The sequence below is a fragment of the Alteromonas sp. ABH2_165 genome, assembly GCF_056159945.1.
This window is the reverse complement of the sequence record NZ_JBSWWF010000006.1, coordinates 341,607-361,605: the sequence shown is the minus strand read 5'-3', so window position 1 is coordinate 361,605 and position 19,999 is coordinate 341,607. Positions and strand designations below refer to the sequence as shown.

At 47.8% G+C, this 19,999-nt stretch carries 16 protein-coding genes; 3 read left to right on the top strand and 13 right to left on the bottom strand.

Annotation, left to right across the window (positions count from 1 at the left end; genetic code table 11):
- Positions 1-4: 4 nt before the first annotated feature.
- Both ACXAFQ_RS14005 and ACXAFQ_RS14000 read right to left on the bottom strand, forming a co-directional pair.
- Positions 5-1,324: an O-antigen ligase family protein gene (locus ACXAFQ_RS14005; protein WP_474823560.1), complete on the bottom strand. Its 1,320-nt coding sequence runs from the start codon at positions 1,322-1,324 to the stop codon at positions 5-7.
- Positions 1,308-2,477 carry a glycosyltransferase gene (locus ACXAFQ_RS14000; RefSeq protein ID WP_474823555.1) on the bottom strand — a complete coding sequence of 390 codons (1,170 nt, stop codon included), beginning with the start codon at positions 2,475-2,477 and terminating at the stop codon, positions 1,308-1,310. Before ACXAFQ_RS14000 ends, ACXAFQ_RS14005 begins: the two co-directional genes overlap by 17 nt.
- A gap of 426 nt (positions 2,478-2,903) precedes the next feature.
- Here ACXAFQ_RS14000 and ACXAFQ_RS13995 point away from each other — a divergent pair, with 426 nt between their 5' ends.
- Complete coding sequence (locus ACXAFQ_RS13995; protein ID WP_474823551.1) at positions 2,904-3,314, top strand: 3-phosphoshikimate 1-carboxyvinyltransferase; 411 nt, start codon at positions 2,904-2,906, stop codon at positions 3,312-3,314.
- Positions 3,315-3,377: 63 nt separating this feature from the next.
- On the opposite strand, the gene ACXAFQ_RS13990 is transcribed toward ACXAFQ_RS13995, so the two are convergent.
- The 4 genes from ACXAFQ_RS13990 to ACXAFQ_RS13975 form a co-directional block, all read right to left on the bottom strand.
- On the bottom strand, positions 3,378-4,100 hold the full coding sequence (locus tag ACXAFQ_RS13990; protein WP_474823547.1) for a tyrosine-protein phosphatase: 723 nt from the start codon (positions 4,098-4,100) through the stop codon (positions 3,378-3,380).
- 24 nt (positions 4,101-4,124) lie between these two features.
- The gene (locus tag ACXAFQ_RS13985) at positions 4,125-6,341 is read right to left on the bottom strand and encodes a GumC family protein (protein WP_474823543.1); all 2,217 of its coding nucleotides are present in this window, start codon (positions 6,339-6,341) and stop codon (positions 4,125-4,127) included.
- Positions 6,342-6,404: 63 nt separating this feature from the next.
- A complete protein-coding gene (locus ACXAFQ_RS13980) occupies positions 6,405-6,908 on the bottom strand; it encodes a polysaccharide biosynthesis/export family protein (protein ID WP_474823654.1) in 504 nt (167 codons plus the stop codon).
- 44 nt (positions 6,909-6,952) lie between these two features.
- Positions 6,953-8,152, bottom strand: a complete 1,200-nt coding sequence (locus tag ACXAFQ_RS13975) for an outer membrane beta-barrel protein (RefSeq protein WP_474823539.1) — start codon at positions 8,150-8,152, stop codon at positions 6,953-6,955.
- Positions 8,153-8,422: 270 nt separating this feature from the next.
- Here ACXAFQ_RS13975 and ACXAFQ_RS13970 point away from each other — a divergent pair, with 270 nt between their 5' ends.
- Complete coding sequence (locus ACXAFQ_RS13970) at positions 8,423-9,880, top strand: undecaprenyl-phosphate glucose phosphotransferase (RefSeq protein ID WP_474823535.1); 1,458 nt, start codon at positions 8,423-8,425, stop codon at positions 9,878-9,880.
- 101 nt (positions 9,881-9,981) lie between these two features.
- Here ACXAFQ_RS13970 and ACXAFQ_RS13965 read toward each other — a convergent pair whose 3' ends face one another.
- Together ACXAFQ_RS13965 and ACXAFQ_RS13960 are read right to left on the bottom strand one after the other, a co-directional pair.
- On the bottom strand, positions 9,982-10,890 hold the full coding sequence (locus ACXAFQ_RS13965; protein WP_474823529.1) for a LysR substrate-binding domain-containing protein: 909 nt from the start codon (positions 10,888-10,890) through the stop codon (positions 9,982-9,984).
- Between the two features lie 95 nt (positions 10,891-10,985).
- Positions 10,986-11,831 (bottom strand): hypothetical protein, encoded by an 846-nt coding sequence (locus tag ACXAFQ_RS13960; RefSeq protein ID WP_474823524.1) that lies wholly within the window; start codon positions 11,829-11,831, stop codon positions 10,986-10,988.
- Positions 11,832-12,042: 211 nt separating this feature from the next.
- Between ACXAFQ_RS13960 and ACXAFQ_RS13955 the strand changes: the two genes are divergently transcribed.
- Positions 12,043-13,011, top strand: a complete 969-nt coding sequence (locus ACXAFQ_RS13955) for a universal stress protein (RefSeq protein WP_474823522.1) — start codon at positions 12,043-12,045, stop codon at positions 13,009-13,011.
- 92 nt (positions 13,012-13,103) lie between these two features.
- Here the strand turns inward: ACXAFQ_RS13955 and ACXAFQ_RS13950 are convergent, their stop codons facing one another.
- From ACXAFQ_RS13950 to ACXAFQ_RS13930, 5 genes are all read right to left on the bottom strand, one after another.
- The gene (locus ACXAFQ_RS13950; RefSeq protein WP_070127491.1) at positions 13,104-14,375 is read right to left on the bottom strand and encodes an inorganic phosphate transporter; all 1,272 of its coding nucleotides are present in this window, start codon (positions 14,373-14,375) and stop codon (positions 13,104-13,106) included.
- 282 nt (positions 14,376-14,657) lie between these two features.
- Positions 14,658-15,377 carry a phosphate signaling complex protein PhoU gene (phoU, locus tag ACXAFQ_RS13945; RefSeq protein ID WP_474823515.1) on the bottom strand — a complete coding sequence of 240 codons (720 nt, stop codon included), beginning with the start codon at positions 15,375-15,377 and terminating at the stop codon, positions 14,658-14,660.
- Between the two features lie 12 nt (positions 15,378-15,389).
- The gene (gene pstB, locus ACXAFQ_RS13940) at positions 15,390-16,196 is read right to left on the bottom strand and encodes a phosphate ABC transporter ATP-binding protein PstB (RefSeq protein WP_474823510.1); all 807 of its coding nucleotides are present in this window, start codon (positions 16,194-16,196) and stop codon (positions 15,390-15,392) included.
- A 7-nt stretch (positions 16,197-16,203) separates the two neighbouring features.
- The gene (pstA, locus tag ACXAFQ_RS13935; RefSeq protein WP_474823506.1) at positions 16,204-17,778 is read right to left on the bottom strand and encodes a phosphate ABC transporter permease PstA; all 1,575 of its coding nucleotides are present in this window, start codon (positions 17,776-17,778) and stop codon (positions 16,204-16,206) included.
- Positions 17,771-19,930: an ABC transporter permease subunit gene (locus tag ACXAFQ_RS13930; protein WP_474823502.1), complete on the bottom strand. Its 2,160-nt coding sequence runs from the start codon at positions 19,928-19,930 to the stop codon at positions 17,771-17,773. The genes pstA and ACXAFQ_RS13930 overlap by 8 nt, the downstream gene beginning before the upstream one ends.
- Between the last annotated feature and the right edge of the window lie 69 nt (positions 19,931-19,999).

Here is a 19,999-nt window from a genome sequence, read left to right as displayed (position 1 = left end):
CAAATCAATTCGCCAGACGAGACTCTAAGGCTGGTGCTGCAAACCACTCGTTGCGAGGTAATTTCACCGGTCCGATGGCGTTGCCAACTAAAATGGCAAATAAAATAAGCCCCTCGATATTCCAAAGAGGCATGGTGGCGAAATTCATAATCAAAAAGCCCACCATTGAAGAACAAAGCGTAAAGGCAAATTGCTTGTTCTTAATTTTGAATGCCTGCAGGACAAAGCTGCCTGCAGCGCACAGAAACGTGAGCAGGCCCACAAAGCCATACTCATACAAAAACGATACATAGGTGTTATGGGCATATTTCGGGAACACGCCCGACCAGGACTCAGGGCCCCACCCCACCAGTTGATGAATTAAAGAACCGTTCGCGTATTGGTACAGGTACATGCTCCACAGATAAACGCGAGCAGAGAAAATGTCTTTCTCGGCTTCTGAGTAATAGAACGGTGCTTTAATCAGGTCGTCGATACTGGTTAAAAATACGAATACGTCGGCAAAGCGGTCTTGCATGGTGTAACTGGCAAGCAGAAACAGCATGCTCATACCGAAGAACGCAGCAATGAAAAATACGCCTCTGTATCGATGAGGAATTTTGCTCTGCATGGCGGTGTACGCAAAAATAGCGGCCAAAGGTAAAATAGCCAGTACTGACGTACGGTAATTCACAAGGATAAGTAACACGCAGCCCAGCATAAATAATGGGCCACGATAGCGGATAGCACCGGGCGAAAGTAAACCCACCACCAAAATGTAGCCAGCGATAATCATCGAGAATGCGGCTTCGTGGTTATATCCACCAATATAGCTGGTTGAACCATCCGCTTCTGTTGCCTTCACCTCGCCGAGCAGCACCGACATCAGCGCCAGAGACACTGGCAGAAAAAAGCTAACAAGCAATTTTCTTAGCACATAATTTTTATTGGTTTTGCGAATAGCCATAAACATGGAGCACGCAAGCACCATGAAAAATAACCATTTCACAGCCACGTTTATAAGCCCAACTACACCACCGTTAATGATTCCACTGGCGATAATTGCCGCGAAAAATGCGTATACCGGTAACAGTACCCGTAGTTGAAAAACCTTTGGTGGTAACATCAATACGCCGGTTGCTGCGATACCTATGGACGCCAACGCATTAATCGAAAAGCCAGCCACCAGCGGTTCGTAAGTAATGTTGTGAAATGCAGACAGGAAAAAGCGCAGCCATACTGCCGCTACAACGAAAGCCAGATACTTATTACAGTTCTGGCGAACGGTATGCCATACCAGCCATGCACTGATGGCGCTGAAAAGAACCTTAACAACCAGAAACATACTTTTGCTCCAGTTGGGTAATATTCAGCCCCAAGGCACCGCGAATGCGTTGACGAAACACTTCATTAGAAAAGGTAGCAGCACGCTTTTGACTGCGGTCGGCGTACTTTTTACGGTTAGTTTCCGCCGCCATATAATTCAGTGCGTCGGCAACGCCGCTTACGCTGTTCACTTCGCAAAGACAGCCGTGAGCTTGCGCTTCGAAACCTTGAACAGAATACGGGTATTCACCGGTGAGAATTTCTGCCGGACCAGATTCGCAGTTCGTTGCAACCACCGCTTTGCCTAAGCACATCGCTTCCGCGATGGCGTTGGGGAAACCTTCTGCGTTTGAGGTAGAAACAAAAAAGTCTGCGTTTTTAATATATGGATACGGGTTCGACTTAAACCCTTTAAGGTGAAGGCGATTTTCTAATCCTAGCTCTGCAGCGCGCGTCAGCAACGCCGCCTTTTCATCGCCTTGTCCTAAGATCACGATATCGTGATCGATGTTAGACGCCGCGACAGCCTTCAGCATTAAATCAAAATTCTTGTTTTTAACTAATCTGCCAGTACCAATGATGTAAGGCTTTGCCGGTAAATCGGAAACCGGTTCAGCAGCTAACGCATTAATGGCGTTAATGTCATAAGGGTTATACACGGTTTGTACGTTGCTGGCAGACACGCCGAAGTTTTCTACCAGATCGGCTTTTACCCCCTCGCTGACTGCAATAATTAAGTCTGCTGAAGGATAGCTCGCACGTACCAGAATTTTAGAAATGAGATCTTTCAAGCCACCTGACAAGTGGCTGCTGGTGTTCACACGTTCACTAATAATTGCCTGATGACCAAAGCGCTTGGCTAAAGCCACATTAAGCATATTCGCGCGAGTAAGAAACGATACGCAGATATCTGGCTTTACTGAAAACAAAACATTTTTCAGCGCTTTGTAACCCGCGTAAAGGCTACCGTTAGTGTCTAACACCACTTTATTCACATAGGCCGGTACTTGTTGCTGTTCTGGCAGGTTATCCAGCAAAATAAGATGAACACGGTAGCCCGCAGACAAGAAATCCGCTTCCATAATTGCCAGCAGTTTACTCATAACACGCTCCGCACCACCCCCTTCAAGCGAGTTGATGATAAAAGCGATGTCAGTTGCCGGCTTTGCCATGGTATTTTCCTTGACCGTTTTAGCGAGTGAGAAAGATCCTTTGTGAAGGACATATTCACCATTTGTGCCAAATCGTTAAGCGTTTTGCTCAGAAAAAGAAAAAGGAAACCATACGAGGTACTTAGCCACAGGAGCAAACTAAAAACAGGAACCTAAACCACTGATATTGATAAACTTAATTTAAAGTTCTTGGTATTTTTCTACTACGAGCTATGCACAATCCGAATGGAAAATAAAAAAGGTTCTTTAGACTTTTGGCTAAAACTGCGGGCTGGTAGGACATTTCTGTGTAGCCACTTAGCAACAATTACCCATGTAGGAGAAATTGTTTCAAAAGTCGTGTAACAACATATCGAACCTGTTTAGTATAGACATGTTTTCTATTGTGCTGATGTTTAGCACCCATTAATTACGGAATGGCTAGTTTTGTCTCAAGAATCTCACCCCGTTCATCAATCGCTACTGATGAAACGCCTTTTAAATAAAATGCCGGAAGACGTTGCTGAATCCTTTTCCGAAGAACAATTGATTGCGCTAAACAAAGCCATAGGCGGAAGAAGCTGGGCCAGACACAAACTTGATTTACGCGGCACGGTAAATATTTGGCGTTCAAGTTTCTACTTTGTCATACTGGCAGGTAAAAACCGTCGAGAGTTATCGAGACTGGAAGAACATCTCGGCCGAGCAACGATGGCCCTAATGCTGGCGCTGTTTGTTACCTTTTGCACCTTGTTTGGGTTGTTAGTTTTATATCTGATTAAATCTGCGCTGGGTATTAATTTGTTTGAAGACTTCTCTTTAGGAATTTGGAGTTGGTTCAAACAAAACGTATTTTAAAAAGTCAGAGCCCGCCAAAAAGCGGGCTCTAATGATTTAATGATGCGACGAGTTTTTGCGTATTTAAAGGTCAACACCCACAATGGCAGCGGGATTCGTCTTGAACAATCTGTTCGCCACGTCTTCAGAAGCGTGCTCACACACGACCTTGTAGGCAGCCCCCATATCATTGGGTCTGCGTTTCGTGTCGTGCATATCTGAGGCAACCATATCAATTTGATTTTCTTGCAACATGTTCATGGCCAGCTCTTCTACGTGCTCACCAAAACGGCCGATAAAGGCCCCTGCCGTTACCTGAAGTAAGCAACCTTGATTGCGCAACCATTGAATTTTCTCCGGGCGCTTCCACACGTCCCGATTTCGTTCCGGGTGAGGAATTAATGGTTGAACGCCTTCATTGTGTAACCATCGAAAGAGCTGATCTAAACCGGCGGGCATATTACTGTGCGGCATTTCCAGCAGCAAAACCTGTTTCCCTTTATGGGTACCAAGGTACGGCAATTTTGACTGCTTGAACCAAACAGGCACCATTTCGTTTACCCGGACTTCCCCTGCCCAGGACAAAGACAACGGAATACCCTGCTCTGCCACAGCCGCTTTCAATTCCTGAAAGCCCGCTTCAATATTTTCCTGGGTATTGTCGAACGTTCCCCAATGTATATGAGGCGTACAGACAAGGTGGGTAACCCCTGCCTCAACGGCCTGCCTGGCCATATCCAGTGCCATTTCCATTGTGCGGGCACCGTCATCGATGCCCGGAATAATGTGACTATGTACGTCGATCACAATACTACACCCTTGTTACTCATCTTAGTTTGTATTGTAACCGTACTGGTCGTAGAAACCACCATAGCGTTGCGAAACGTCAGACTTTCTCAGGTCAACCTGGTTCAATACCACGCCATCTACGCGGTGTCCTACTTGTAAGAAGCGGCCTAGTCCGTTCTTGATCATCTTCTCGCTGGTACTGTCAGCGCGGACTACGTAAATCACCGAGTCACAGCTTTTCGATACCACCATAGCATCTGATACCGCCTGTGTTGGCGCGGTATCCACAACCACATACTTGTATTCTTTCTTAAGATGGTTGATTAGGGCTTTAAATCCGTCACCATCTAATAATTCTTGTGGGTTAGATGGAATACTGCCCGCACAAATTATGTCGATGCCAGATTGCTCATCGTGCACCACACACTCTCGCAGCGAGTGAGTTTTCATGATCAGATTAGACAATCCAGGCTGATAATTGGGTACGTTGAAACGTTTGCCCACAACCGGACGACGTAAGTCCGCATCAATTAGAATGGTTTTGTCTAACTGACCTAACGCAAAAGAAAGGTTTACCGAAACGGTGGTTTTACCTTCTTTAGGCACAGACGACGTGACGAGAATGGCCTGATTCTGACGGTCTAGGTTAATCAGCGACAAACTGGTTCGCAGCGTTCTTACCGACTCACTGAACTGGTGGAATTTGTTGTCGAAGAATGCACGCAAATCCATGTCCTGACGGCGTTTAACGTGGATAAGTGGAATGAGGCCCAGCATGCGCTGCCCCAGTTTTTTCTCCACATCATCGACAGAACGCACACCGCTATTCATTGCTTCTAACACGAAGGCCAGCAGAACGCCGAATCCGAAGCTGGCAACAAAGGCTGCCACAATCAGCAAAGTCTTATTCGGTGCAGTAGGATTATTCGGCACCGGTGCAGGATCAAGCACCCGGGCATTGGCCGACTCAAAGCCACCCATTTCGCTGGTTTCTTTCAAGCGGGTAAACATTGAGTTATAAAGTTGCTGGTTAATATCAACTTCGCGCTGCAATGCGCGACGGGTGTTTTCAAGATTCGACAGCTTACGGTACTCAGATTTCGCGTTTGACACTTCGGTTTGCAGCGTAGCAACACGTTCCTGTGAGGCACGATATTGCGTAGTAATACTTGAAATCAAATCGCGAATTTGCGTTTGCAAGGTATCGCGAACCGAGGTGAGTTCAGCATTCGCGGCGATCATTTGCGGGTGTTTAGGTCCGAATACTTTACTCAGCTCAGACACCCGGCTCATGGCTTCCGCTTCCTGACGGCGCACGCTTTGAATATTTGCGTGGTTCAGCACTTCTGGCAGTCGCGCCAAAGCACTGTAATCAGCACCATTCCTTTGCGTTTGCTCGTAAATAGTACGGTTTTGTTTCAGTGTCGTTTGCGCTTTTAACAGCTGATCACTCAACTGCTCCAATTCTTCGGCAGCTAGACCGACCACGCCATTACTCAGATTGACTAACTGATTCTTCTCGTAGAATTGAGACAAGTCCCGCTCAGCGGTTTGCAGCTTGTCACGCAGGCCATCCATACTTTCCGTTAAGAAAGAAGTGGCTTTGGTGGTCATTTCTACTTTAGCTGACAGGTAATTTTCTACATACACATCGCCCATGGTGGTGGCGATGGCAGCCGCCAAACGAGGCGAGTCGCTGGTAGCCGTAATATTGATAACCTGGGTATTTTCTACCAAAGAAACATCAATGGATTTCATTAGCTTATTAATAGCAGCTTGTCGACGCTTCTCCATCCGCTCTTCTTCGCTTAACGGTATTTTTTCCGTTTTCTCGATGAACGGCAGGTTATCCATAACGAAGTTCTTCGCTTGCGTAATAACTGACTTTTCGCCATCTGAAGGCGGCATAAAAACAGGATCATTCGCCAAATCGAGTTCATCAACGGCACGGGCCGCCACTTGGCGAGACTGAATAATTTGGTATTGGGTACGCATGTAATCTTTGCGCGTGGTGTCTGATTTATACACCTCTTCGATAGACATAACGTTGGCCGGCTGCGATTCAATGAGCAGACTGGCCGTAGCGGAGTAAATCGGGGTCATGCGCATCACAATAAGACCAACCAATACCGTAAACAGTATGGCTAACAACAAGATACGACCAAAATAGCGTTTAAACACCTGCCAGTAGTGTGCAAAGTCGATGGTTTCATCGTCCAGAATACTTGTCTGAAGCGAGTCCTTCATTTTCAACGACATATAAGATCCTTTAAGTTCAAAATTTCATGCCCCAAACAGGTTGGGATTGCACAGACACGGTTTCTAGAAAAAACGTTGTGGAATAGTAATGATGTCGCCAGGCTGAATCAGATGGCTCACATTCACTTCAATGGTTTGCTGCTCGCCATTGCGTTCGCGAACAATTTGAATATCTGAGCGAGACGCCCGCTCGGTGTAACCGCCCGCCAGCGCCGCAGCCTTATTCACAGACAATCCTGGCTGATAGGGATAACCGCCGGGGTTCTTCACCTCGCCATCAATAAAGAAAGGACGATATTCAACAATAGACACGGCAACAGAAGGATTAACCAGGTAATCCCCTTCCAGCCCGTTATAAATCAGCTTTTCTACTTCAGAGAGTGTGAGCCCGACAAGCTTGAGCTCGCCAAGAAAGGGGTAATTGATGATGCCCACATCCGGCAGACGGGTTTCCATGGACAGGTCGCTTTGACCAAAAACAGTAATGGCAACTTTGTCTCCTACCCCCAGTCGATATGAACTCATACTGGCATTACCTTCCTGCGCCTGAACCATAAAAGCTGTCATTAGCAGAATAAAGGCGGCAAATGTCCTTTTTGCAATTGCATTCATTAAAGCGTTACCCTTGCTGTTAGTCCGTAAATATTTCTGTCGTACTCGATGAATTCGCGGTTACTGTCACGTTCACTCATCGAATAATACAACCCGAAGGTTAACCAGCGGCGGAATTCATAATCGGCGGCCAGTGTGAGTTTGGTTGTATCATCTTGTCTTAAATCTTCTACGTCGCCTTCGTAATCATCGTTCATAAATGCCAGCGATGCAGTAGTAGAAAAACGTTGTAACCAATCGTGCTTCCAACTTACCAGGTAATCTGTGCTACGGATGTAGTCGGCTTCACTGTTGGTCTCCCGCGTATCCTGTTTAGTGCTTAGAGTAAACTGGGAGTAAGTAAACGGCAGATATCGAACGCCCACTTCCCACGCTAAGCCGTTGAAGTCGTCGCGAGAAGGTGCATCGAACGTCTTCTCTTTATAGCCTATTTTCGCAAAACTTTGTGTAACTTCGTCGAAGTCCCAACTTAAACCAGCCAAAATACTGTTTTCGTCACTGTCGAGAGGACTTTCTGGATTCGCATCATAGTCATATTCAATTTCGTCACGGCGGGCATCAATCACTAAATTGGTACCTTCCCACAGACGATACAAGAACTGCGCGTTGTACTTCATACGGTCTCTGTCTCGAATAAGATACACTTCTTCGTTGTTGTCATAGTCGATATTTTCATAACCGACCGACAAATCCAGACGGCCAAAAGCGGATAACGCGCCGTAAGAATAAACCGCAGAAGCGCCCGTTTCTTTGTAGGTGTCTACACTGGTTAACTCGTTACCGAAGCCGTTTGAATAACGACGACCACGTTCATCATGGCCATCTTCGTAGCGTAGCGTGCCTTTTAATCTGTTACGGTCATTAATTTCAAAGTCGCCTTTTACGTTGGCGAAATGGTCTGTGTAGTTATCGGCTTCACTGGAGAAATACTCTCCGCGCTCAAGGCGATAGCCCATACTCACTTTATGTCCGTTGAATTCGGTATACGCATTTAATTCTGGAGAGACGATTCCCACCCAGCTACTAATTTCTTGTTCAGCGTCGCTGGCATAAGTCACGTTGTCGATATTGAGGAAATCAGTGGTGAGAACAGGTTTCAAATCGAACTTTCCAACCTGAATAGTCCCCTCTTCCTGAGCAGATACGGCGTGTGTACAACAAAAGGAAATGGCGATAGCAACTGAAGTCCTTTTAAACATATGTTCTCCCGAAAAATTCAATTTCATGACCGTGCAGGAAAGCATCGATCGAATGTTTGAAATGCTGACTATGCGATTTGTATGCCAGCGAATGACACTTCCAAAAACTTTTACATTTCACCTCTTTCAATACTGAAAAAAACTGGAACGGGATCTGCATTACCTATTTCAGGAAACGGTTAAATTTTGTGACGTACAAATTGCCATAGCCGTGCAGTTACCTGTAACCCATTGATAAACAGGCACGTCACACTTCGGAGAGACGAAAAAATGAAATTCAATTTACTGCAAAGTCAGACGCTGAATAGCAACGCCCTTAGGGTGAACGATGAGCGCAGTGGTATTTCAAGCTCGTATCAAAGCAGCTTTTCAACGGTATACAGATTGGTAGATCTGTCTGTTATTACGCTGTGTTTTTACGCGACCATGTTCTATTACGCTGTACCTGTAACCACAGGTACACTGATTCTGTTATTTATTAGTGTAGTCGCTTTTCAGGTTTCCGCGGAAGCCCTTGATTTATACCGTTCTTGGCGTTCAAGCCACACCAGCGCGCTAATGAAAACCGCAGCGATTGGCGGCATCATTAGTTTTGGGGCTACCCTTATTTTCGCCTTCGCATTCGCCCATGCACTGCCGCTGACTACAACTGCGACAGGCGTTTGGTTTGGTTCGGCGTTAGTGGGTCTTACAAGCTGGCGTTTAGTGCTGCGTCAGATCCTGTTTAAAGTGCGTCGCAGCGGCTTAAACGCCCGTTCTGCCATTATCATCGGTGCAAACGATGTAGGATACAACATGGCTGTGCAGATGATGAATAACGACCAATTGGGTATTCATTTCCACGGTGTGTATGACGATCGTCCACGCGACCGTGTAGCGGAAAACTTCTCTGATCAGATAAAAGGTAATATTGATCAAGCTATTGCGTTAGCGAAAGCCCATCAAATCGATTACATCTATATTGCGCTGCCTACCAGTGCAGAAGACCGTATTAAGACGATTCTGGAAAAGTGCAGTGATACCACCGCAAATGTGTATTTGATCCCGAATTTCTTTATGTACACGCTGTTGAATTCACGTTGGCAGAGTGTGGGCAACGCCCAGGCATTGAGTGTATACGACACCCCGTTCCAAGGTGCAGATAACGTACTGAAACGTATAGAAGATATCGTGGTAGGTACCGGTATTCTTACTGTCTTAGCCGTTCCCATGCTGTGCATTGCAGCGGCGGTAAAACTAACATCGCCTGGCCCGGCTATTTTCCGTCAGAAACGTTACGGCCTGGATGGTAAGGAAATTACTGTTTATAAGTTCCGCTCTATGTCCACCCAAGATAACGGTAACGTTGTGAAGCAAGCGACCAAGAACGACCCTAGGGTAACCCGTCTTGGCGCGTTCTTACGCCGTACTTCACTAGATGAATTACCGCAATTTATCAATGTGTTGCAAGGTAGAATGTCGATTGTTGGCCCTCGCCCCCATGCGGTTGCGCATAACGAGGAATACCGTAAGTTGATCACCGGTTATATGCTGCGTCACAAAATTCGTCCGGGCATTACAGGCTGGGCGCAGGTGAACGGTTTGCGTGGCGAAACGGATACGCTAGATAAAATGGCAAAACGGGTTGAATACGACCTGGATTACATGCACCGCTGGTCTGTCGGCTTTGATCTCAAGATCATTTTAAAGACAGTAGTCGGTGGTTTTAGCGATAAAAATGCCTACTAAAGTATAATGAAGTGTGTAATCTTTTCGCGCTGAACAGTAGCGATGGATAACACACTTCATTAACAACTATTTCATGCCAACCACGAAGTATTGCTTAAAAGCTATTTCAGCGTTGGGATGGGTAACAACGGCGACAGCACTTCACCAATACGACGGAAAAGACGCATACGGGTAGTGCCAGAACGCCACACCAATCCAATTTCCCGATAGGCATTATCTTCCGCAGGCAACGCTTTCAGTTCGGTGTTGCGAATGATGTTTTGATTCAACGACAGTTCTGGCAAAAACGTATATCCCAACTTACTGTTCGCTAGCTGAACCAGCGTGTACAAACTGCTGGCAGCCAGGCTACTTACCTGTTCACTGTGTTGCAGGTTACACGCACTCACCGCATGGCCCGTCATACAGTGCTCTTGCTGCAGCAGAAAGATACTGTTGTTGGGTAACGTAGTGATATCGAAGGGATCGGGTAACGAACCCGCTAAATTTTCATGGGCGACTAAGTGGAAGGGATCTTGGCCCAGAACCATTTGTTTACAACCCGGCGTATCCATGGGAAGCGCCAGAATAAGTAAATCCAGTTGCCCGTCGGAAAGCTGCTGCAGCAGGTTTTGCGTGGTATCTTCCTGAAGTTCTAACGTTATGTCAGGTAAAAAGGCTTTAAATGCGCCAATCATACCCTCAAACATGAACGGGGCGATGGTTGGAATAACGCCGAGTTTGAGTTTCCCTTTTTCCCAGTTCCCAGCATTCTGCGCAAATTCTACCAACTCTCCCGCTTCCTGAAGCAGGATTTTACTTCTGGCGACTACTTCCAGCCCCAACGAGGTGAATACAAAGGTTTTGTGTTCGCGCTCAAGTAGTTGGCTACCGAAATGCTCTTCCAGATTCTGAATTGCAGTACTTAACGTAGACTGACTCACATTACAACGTTGAGCAGCACGGTGAAAATGCTGCTCCTGATGGAGGGTTACCAAATAATGCAAATGTTTAAGGTTAGGCCACTTCATAAATAAAAAAATAGATTAGAAAACACACTTCTAATCTACCATATTGATAACATAAGTCATCCGTTATTTACGCAGTAGCCCTTACAAAGTAATTGTTATTTGTTCATTCGACGGATAACCAGAATCAAGCTGACTGCCATGAACATGCCGAATGTGCCAGGCTCATGCACCTGCACTGCCGTCACCGCTTGTAAGCTTTGCGACAGTGCTTCAAACGGCGTATTTGCTGCACTAACGCTACTTAGCAAGCTGTTGCTGGAATCTACCCAGCCCCCGTTCATTCCACCGCCCTGCACAATCGCCAGCACATAGAAGGTGTCGCCAGGATTCACTGTTAAAGAAAGAGAGAGTGATTCTTCAACCAGCTCGCCGCTGCCAATGGCGTAGTCGTCAGAATGATACATTGCTGCACCGAGTTCGTTGGACCACTGCGGCGCAAAGCCAATGTGGCTCTCTAACGTTTCGAATAACACCAGGTTGGAAAAGAAATAGCTGTCGGTATCTCCATCCCACTCGCCCGCCGACATTGTAAAATCGAAAGACGTGGTAAAGGTGAGCGTATCACTCGCGCCTGTCCATTCAAATTGCTGATACGCAGCCACGTTTGAGGAAGCGCGTTCCTGTAAATCGCCTTCAGCATAGAAATGGACTTCTGGCAGGAAGAATAGGTCCGGGTCGAGACTGGCGGTAGCCCAGCTTGAATATGACTCTAAAGCCACAAACGTGGCGTTATTTACGACCACTTCTTCTGCAATGATCTCATTCGGATACGGGTCGTAAGACTGGGCGATACACTCCATTTCATTCGTGGCGTATGGGCAAATGCGGGTGGTGGTGTTAATGCCTAAGCCGGAGGAAATAGTTGTGGCCTGCGCACTCACTACAGCAAAAGAACAACCTACAGCTAATACAACGGGTAAAACATTTAAGAATCCTTTCATCAGAATTATCCTGTGGGTAGAATTAGCGTTTGATTTACTTTAATAGCATTCACCGAATAGTTCAAATTTTAACCGCTGCAATATTTTATTGCCATCGCGCTTTGGCAAATTCACTGAAATGTCATGAAACGGCACGACGGTTCAGCCACAGAAAAACTATACTGAGTAAAGTGAAGCAACGGCGAGCTATTTTGTTTAATACGAGGTACCCATGAAGGAAAACATTCGCAACATACTTTGTGTGTTACACGATACGCACGGACAAGATGGCCTCGTCCAACGCGCAATGAACATTGCCCAGAAATATCAGGCAAAGCTTACGGTAATGTTGGCAATGGAGTCGTTGCCCCCGAATGCGCGTATGATCATGCAGTCGTTTGAGTATCTGGAGTCCCAGTCGTCAATAAATCAAACCGCGCAGGACTGGCTCGACGAAAAAGCTGCGACCTGGTCGCAGCAATATCCGGTAAAAACCGTCGTTACCATTGGCGATCGGTTTATCGATATCATCCATCATGTTACCAACAACAACCACGACCTGGTTATAAAGCAGAACGAAAACGAAGCGTCGGGCTACATTACCAGCAGCGACGATAAGCATCTGCTGAGAAAGTGCCCTTGCCCTGTATGGATAATGCAGGCCGATGAGTTGAAAAAAGACAAGCAGGTTGTTGCAGCCATCGATGTGAATTATCACTATCCTGAGCATGAAGTGTCTCTGCGTAAACAACTGGCATTCGATATTCTTTTCCACGCCTGGCAACTTGCTGCACTGGAAAACGCGTCGCTGCATATCGTGCATGTTTACGATGGTGTGCCTGAAAATATTCTGCGTCAGGGATTCATCAGTGTGAATGAAGATGCTGCCCAGCAAGACCTCAATGCTATCCGTCAGGAACGGCAGGAAGAAATTGACCGCTTACTGGGTGTACTGGCCCTGGAAGTAAAAGACAGTGAAGGCAGCGAGTTGAAGCCACAGGTTCATCTGGTACGTGGTTATCCTCGTCGGGAAATAGCTAACACTGCAAACGCCTGCGGCGCCACTACGCTGGTTATGGGTACGCTATCTCGGCTAGGCGTGCCGGGTTACATCATGGGCGGCACGGCTGAAGAAACCCTTGAGCAGGTTGAGTGCGCATTGTACGGCCTTAAACCACAGGGATTTACATCACCGGTTTAACCACTTCTATAGAAAAAGGCCGGTTACCTTTGCGGGTAACCGGCCTTTTTGTTTCTATGTACTTGCTTTTGTTCGCTTGCCTATTTACTTACTTAGGCAACACCAAACGCCGCTTTCAGGCAGAAGAAGAATACGATTGCCAGAATCGCACCTGCAGGCAGGGTCACAATCCACGACACCACAATGTTACGTACAATGCCCAGATTCAGGGCCGAAACACCACGCGCCAGACCAACACCCAGTACCGCACCCACCAGCGTTTGCGTGGTTGAAATAGGTAATCCCGTTCCCGAAGCAATAACAACCGTACAAGCTGCTGCCAGTTCTGCGGCAAAACCCCGGCTTGGCGTAAGATGGGTAATACCCTGACCGATGGTTTTAATCACCCGGTGGCCGAATAAAGCCAGACCCGCAACAATACCTAAACCGCCTAATGGTAAGATCCAAGGAGCCAGTTCAGAACTAGAGTTAATAGCGCCGCCAGAACTCACTACGCTTACTACCGCTGCCAACGGACCAATCGCATTGGCAACATCGTTTGAACCGTGAGCAAAAGCCATACAGCAAGCGGTTACCACCATGAGCATGGCGAACACTTTTTCAATATTGGCGCTTTGAATATCGGCACTCTGGTTCTCAGAAAACTTCATGCGAGAAATGGCGTAACGGCCAATACCACCCAGAATAATGGCAATCACCACCGCCAGGATGTAACCCATTTCAGGCGAGAACGTGAGACCCACGTGTTTCAAGCCCTTCTTGATGGTAACCAGCGACATAACGAAACCGGCCAGACCCATGTAGAAAGGCACGTAACGTTTGGCATTTTTAAACGGTGTTGCCGTATCGAAAATCAGTTTATGTGCACTGACGAAGATCAGATAGGCAATAATACCGGAGATAGCAGGCGTAATAACCCAGCTTCCCACAATACCACCGACTTTGCTCCACTCAACGGCATCCATACTTACGCCAGTGGCAGTAAAGCCAATGATAGCGCCGATGATGGAATGGGTAGTTGATACCGGCCAACCTAACCAGGACGCTAATCCCAGCCAGATACCAGCGGCCAGCAAAGACGCAATCATCCCAAGTACCAGATAATCTGGCCGCTCAGAGAAATAGGTTGCGTCGATAATGCCTTTACGGATGGTACTTGTTACTTCGCCCCCCGCCAAATAGGCGCCAGCGAATTCAAATATCATCGCGATAATAATAGCTTGTTTGATCGTCAGCGCTTTGGACCCTACTGAGGTTCCCATTGCGTTGGCGACGTCATTGGCACCGATGCCCCACGCCATAACGAATCCGACCACAGCGGCCAGAATGATAAGCGTCATGCCATAACTTTGCAGAAGTTCCACAGGTTTCGCTCCTGGATATTATTTGCTTGCTACGCAGGAAAACGCCAAAGGGCGCTGAGGATTGATTGTGATATTTCCACTCGGGAAATTTACAACAGGCGCTAGCGGTAAGTTATCTGTCATAGGTTGTTTTTTAAACGTTTCTAATTTGGCTGCGGCGCATGATAACGTAACTGAACCCGATGCAATAGTGTAATTTTGCCGGAATTAGACAAATCGCAAAGAATCCCGACGGGTCCGACTATTATTAAAGCAAATATTTCATTTTTGTGACAACCAGGCCTAACTAAGATGCTTTAATTTCTGTTGCATGTTCTCTAAAGGCGCATGTCGCACGTCGGTACCGCGAGACAAATACACCACATATTCGCAAATATTCTTGCAACGATCGCCGATCCGCTCTAATGAGCGCAGTGCCCAAAGTACTTCCAACCAGTCTTGCATGTCATCGGTACTCTTTTGCATTTCTTCGGTGGTATATTTAAGCAGTTTTTTATATTCCGCATCGATACGGTTGTCTTGGTCGTATACTTCCAGCGCTGAGTTTTCATCTTGCCGGGCTAGCGCATCAAACGTACCACGCATCATCTGCACTACCCGCTCACCAATGAGCAACATGCTGCTTTTGATGGTTTCAGAAGCGGGCAGCTTATTTTTCGTCACCAGGCGGGCAATACGTTCAATTTCATCGCCCATGCGCTCGATATCGGTGATCGCCTTCGACACCATCATCACTAAGCGAAGATCAGACGCTGTAGGGTGACGCTTGGCAATGATCCGCAAGCACTCTTCGTCGATTTGCATTTCCATGTTATTAATTTTGAGATCGTTAAGAATGACTTTCTCAGCAAGGCCTGCGTTGTTCTGTTGAATGGCTTTTAAGGTATCGACAAGTTGAAGTTCAACTTCTCCGCCCATGGTAAGCACAGAATTACGCAAATTCTCGAGTTCGGTATTGAACTTGCCGGAAATATGCGTGTTTAGAGCAACCTGACGAACCATATGCGCCTCCTGTTAGCCGTAGCGACCAGTAATGTAATCTTCGGTTTGTTTATGTTCCGGCATCGTGAACAAGGTGTCACTGTCGGCGTACTCAATCAGTTTGCCCTGATGTAAAAATGCCGTGTAGTCAGACACCCGCGCCGCCTGTTGCATGTTATGGGTAACAATCACAATGGTACACCGCTTTTTCAGGCTCGCCATGAGCTCTTCAATAAACAAGGTGGTTAAGGGGTCGAGGGCAGAAGTGGGCTCATCGAGCAGCAATATGTCGGGTTTCAGCGCCAACGCCCGGGCAATAACCAAACGCTGCTGCTGACCACCAGAAAGAATGTGCGCAGATTCAAATAACCGATCTTTGACTTCTTCCCACAGTGCCGCATCTTTCAGCGATTGCTCTACGGCGTCATCCAGATACCGGCGCACCCGAATGCCTTGCAGGCGAAGGCCATAACACACGTTGTCGTAAATGCTCATAGGAAAAGGATTTGGTCGCTGAAACACCATGCCTACCTGGGTACGCAGCTGCGACACATTTTCTTTGCGGCGGTTAATATCGCGGCCACCAATGAAAATACTGCCATCGTAACGGCAATCGGGGGCCAGATCGTTCATGCGATTGAAGCAGCTAATCAAAGTAGATTTACCACAACCACTTTGGCCAATCAGCGAAGTGATGCGATTTTTCGGTATTCGCATACTGATATTGTGAAGCACGTGCTTTTGCCCGAACTGCAGGTTAAGTTGTTCAACCCGGATAGCCGTTTCCTCTTCACTGAGGTTCTGTACATCCAGCGTTTCGTGTTCAAATAGCTTCAGCATAAAATTCTCAGTTTGTGAGATAACGTTTACGCAGCCGCGCCCGCAGCAGCACAGCCAGAATATTAAGCACCAATACCACCAGCAGCAACAATAAGCAGGTAGCAAACATCATAGATGCCCCTTCCGCATCGGTTTGACTGTGGAACGCGCCATCATAAATCAGTACACCTAAGTGCATAAACTGTCGGTCGAGGTGCATGTAAGGAAACTCGGAGTCTAACGGCAGGTTCGGCGCAAATTTCACTGCGCCCACCAGCATGAGCGGGGCCACTTCACCCGCGGCACGTGCAATTGCCAGAATTACACCTGTCATAATGCCCGGAGAGGCCATGGGCAGTACGGTGTGCAAAATGGTTTCTGCTTTCGTCGCCCCGAGCGCATAACTGCCTGCCCGTAACCCATTCGGCACCCGCCGCAAACCTTCTTCGGTGGCAACAATCACAACGGGAAGCGTGAGAATAGCCATGGTCATGGCAGCCCAGAATAATCCCGGTGTACCTAAGGTTGGTGCAGGCAGCGTATCGGCAAAAAATAGCGCATCAATATTGCCGCCCACCACATACACAAAGAAACCCAGACCAAATACGCCGTAAACAATGGAAGGCACGCCGGCCATGTTCGACACGCTAATACGAATAATGGCGGTAAGCAGGTTGTCAGGCGCGTATTCATTCAGGTAAACCGCAGCGAGCACGCCAAACGGTGTAACGATAATGGTCATGATAAATACCATCATCACCGTACCAAACAAAGCGGGAAATACACCGCCCGCGGTATTGGCCTGCTTGGGCGACTGAATAAGAAACTGCCCGATGTGACCGAACGTTACGCCAACTTTCCCCCACACACCAAGTTGTCCGGGAAACACAATCTCTTCAATGCTGGCCACCGGTACCGACAGAGTTGTGCCATCAGCCATGGCGATTTTAAGGGTGTAATTGTCGCGCTGATTTTCCAGTTGAATGATTTTGTTCTGCCATTGCCTGAACGCATCGTTGAGCTTTTCTCTGGCCGGAGCATCCATGGCTACACCACGCACGTCCAGTTCAGACAACTTCTGGTGAATAGCACTTAGCCAACGGGTGCGGATATCTTCTATTTGCTGCTCTATACTGTTTACCTTCTCGGCAACCGACACATAGGCCTGCTCAGAGTATCGAACATTGTCTGAAGCGCGAATTTGTACAGGAACACCCAGCACAGACAATCCATCATTCAAGGTAATATCGGCGCCGTTTACCGACTCTACCAGCGTAAGAATACGGTCTTCATCGATGAGGGCTTGTGTACCGTGTGGCGCATCACTGCTTGAGTACACCACTAACCGTACAGCGTCGCCCTGATCATGAAATTCGCTGAATACCCGTGCATAAACGGCTTTCGCCTGCTCAGTCTGGTCATCCACAAAGGTTAACGAATACACCGGCGCAGGCCAGAAATAAGCCACACCGCGGTAAATGATCAGTGCCAGCACCGACACCAGCGCTAACAACAATAAGGTTGACAGAAACGCCGTAAAGCTGATGACGAACGACTGCCGCTGCGCCGGGTTCATGATGGCTTCAATCTTGGCTTTAATCATGACGGGCGTTCACTCTGAGACGTTGGCGTAATAACTCTGCCAGCGTGTTTACCACAAAGGTAAATCCAAACAGAATACAAGCGGTAAAAAACAAAATTTGATAGTGCACACTGTTTACGTCGGTCTCTGGCAGTTCAATGGCCAGGTTGGCAGTAAGTGCCCGCAAACCTTCAAGAAGGTGCCAGTCGGAGATGGGCGTATTGCCGGTAACCATAAGCACAATCATGGTTTCGCCAAACGCCCGGCCGAAGCCCAACATAATGGCCGCGAGAATGCCCGGCATAGCCATTTTGAGTACCACGTGATGCAGCGTTTGTAACCGGGTTGCGCCCAGTGCAAACGAGGCATGTTTCAGATAATCCGGTACGCCACTGATGGCATCTTCTGCTAACGAGTAAATGGTGGGAGAAATCGCCACCCCTAGTGCTAGTGCCACCACGATGGTGGTTTTGCCAATGGGGGTTTCAGACGAAGTAGACAGCGCAGTGAGGGAATCCACACCGGTTAGAGTAAATATCCAGTCTGGCGCCCACTGCATACTCACGTAACCCAAGGCGAGCAGTAGCAAGGGTAGCACAATGAGCTCGGTGCCCCGGCGCATTACCGGTGGGAACTTTCTAGCGATACGATACTGAAACAACGCGGCGACAAACAAAATCACCGGCACAACTATTAAAAAGAAACCAAAAGAAAACAGCACCCGCTCTGCCATGGGCGCCAACCAGATGGCAGCCACAAAACCAATGAGTACAGAAGGCACGGCTTCTAACATCTCCAGCGCAGGTTTAAGCCAATGGCGCAACCGTGCTTCAGAGAAGTAGGCCGAGTAAATGGCCGCCCCAACTGCCACCGGTATGGCAATCATTAACGCCAGAACCGACGCTTTAAGACTACCAATGAGTAACGGCACCAGACTGTATTTCGTTTCCTGATAGTCGGAACCACTGGTGGTTTGCCATACGGTATCGGCTTGTTGATAGCCTTCGTACTCCTGTGGCTGGAATAACGAGGCCCAGGTAGTCACGCCACTTAGCCAGTTTACTTTCTGAATACTAACGCCAGTTTCTGATGCCAGATATAAACGACGTCCATACCAACTCAATGAACTGCGCGGCACCTCAAGGCTAGTGGCACTCACAACCTCTCCGGTTACCCGGTTCATAAGTACTAACTTACTGGCAGAGGTTAATACTGCCAAAGCATCCGACGTGGCATGCACACTCACATCGACGGGCGTTTGATAGTCGTCGAAGGGAATGGTCCAGGTAGGGTAAAACGTCATTTGCCCGTTGTTGTTGCGTAAAATCCAACGGGTGAGCAGGCCATTGTCTGATGCTGTTAGTAGCGTGCGATCTTTAGGCAGGCTTTGCCACCACACTATACTTTCTTGGGTGAGCGAATCGTTGGCAACGCCACTTAGCGGCTGCTGGGTAAGTAACCCTTTTTCAAACGTTAACGTTAATGCCGCGCCTGGCAGTGGCAATACCATGGCACGGGGCGAGAAAGAGAAATCGATAATGCGGGTAGGATTCGCCCGATTAACCCAGCGAACGAACGTTTGAGAGTCGGTGACAACCTTCGCCACAATCCAGCGTTCGCCCGGATAAACCTGCCAGGACTGCTTCGCCAGCCATACCGCTTCGGGCAACGCAAAACTAATTAAGCCCGCGCCCAAAGCTTTCGGCTCAGCGCCGGTGAGCAATGGCGACTGTGTCATGGCGATAGACTGCACATCCACCACCCTCACCTGGCCAGAACCAGAGATGTCAGCAATATAATGTTGTTCTTTTTCACTGACCACTGCCGTACTGTGGTCGCAAGGCCGAATGTAATCGTGAAACGACGCAAACCCCGATTCGGCCTTATTCAGATTCAGCATGCGAACCCGACAATCCTCTGTTCGCGTTAGCAGTGGCTGACCTTCCATAAGATCACCGGCAGACAGTACCGACAACCCCTGACTTTTCTGGGCTTCATTAAATTCGGGCGAGGACACTTCCGATAACGACGGCGACATCGCCAGCGGCAATGCCTGGGAAATCAGGTGAGAAATTAACAACACCAATGTGAAAAGCACCAGAGCGCCGAACAGCGTCACGGTGACTTTCAGGCGCTTGTCTTTGCGCTGCCTTTTTATGATTTGTTTGTCCACAGCTGACTTCATATTGTTAAAAGCAACTTTTGCCTGATTTTTCAAAGATCAGATAGGGTTGGTTGCCAA

Coding starts and splice junctions, on each gene's coding strand:
- ACXAFQ_RS13970 (WP_474823535.1), top strand. CDS start 8,423: ATGAAATTCAATTTACTGCAAAGTCAGACGCTGAATAGCAACGCCCTT.
- pstA (WP_474823506.1), bottom strand. CDS start 17,778: ATGATTAAAGCCAAGATTGAAGCCATCATGAACCCGGCGCAGCGGCAG.
- pstB (WP_474823510.1), bottom strand. CDS start 16,196: ATGCTGAAGCTATTTGAACACGAAACGCTGGATGTACAGAACCTCAGT.
- ACXAFQ_RS13985 (WP_474823543.1), bottom strand. CDS start 6,341: ATGTCGTTGAAAATGAAGGACTCGCTTCAGACAAGTATTCTGGACGAT.
- ACXAFQ_RS14000 (WP_474823555.1), bottom strand. CDS start 2,477: ATGGCAAAGCCGGCAACTGACATCGCTTTTATCATCAACTCGCTTGAA.
- phoU (WP_474823515.1), bottom strand. CDS start 15,377: ATGGTTCGTCAGGTTGCTCTAAACACGCATATTTCCGGCAAGTTCAAT.
- ACXAFQ_RS13955 (WP_474823522.1), top strand. CDS start 12,043: ATGAAGGAAAACATTCGCAACATACTTTGTGTGTTACACGATACGCAC.
- ACXAFQ_RS14005 (WP_474823560.1), bottom strand. CDS start 1,324: ATGTTTCTGGTTGTTAAGGTTCTTTTCAGCGCCATCAGTGCATGGCTG.
- ACXAFQ_RS13965 (WP_474823529.1), bottom strand. CDS start 10,890: ATGAAGTGGCCTAACCTTAAACATTTGCATTATTTGGTAACCCTCCAT.
- ACXAFQ_RS13975 (WP_474823539.1), bottom strand. CDS start 8,152: ATGTTTAAAAGGACTTCAGTTGCTATCGCCATTTCCTTTTGTTGTACA.
- ACXAFQ_RS13960 (WP_474823524.1), bottom strand. CDS start 11,831: ATGAAAGGATTCTTAAATGTTTTACCCGTTGTATTAGCTGTAGGTTGT.
- ACXAFQ_RS13980 (WP_474823654.1), bottom strand. CDS start 6,908: ATGACAGCTTTTATGGTTCAGGCGCAGGAAGGTAATGCCAGTATGAGT.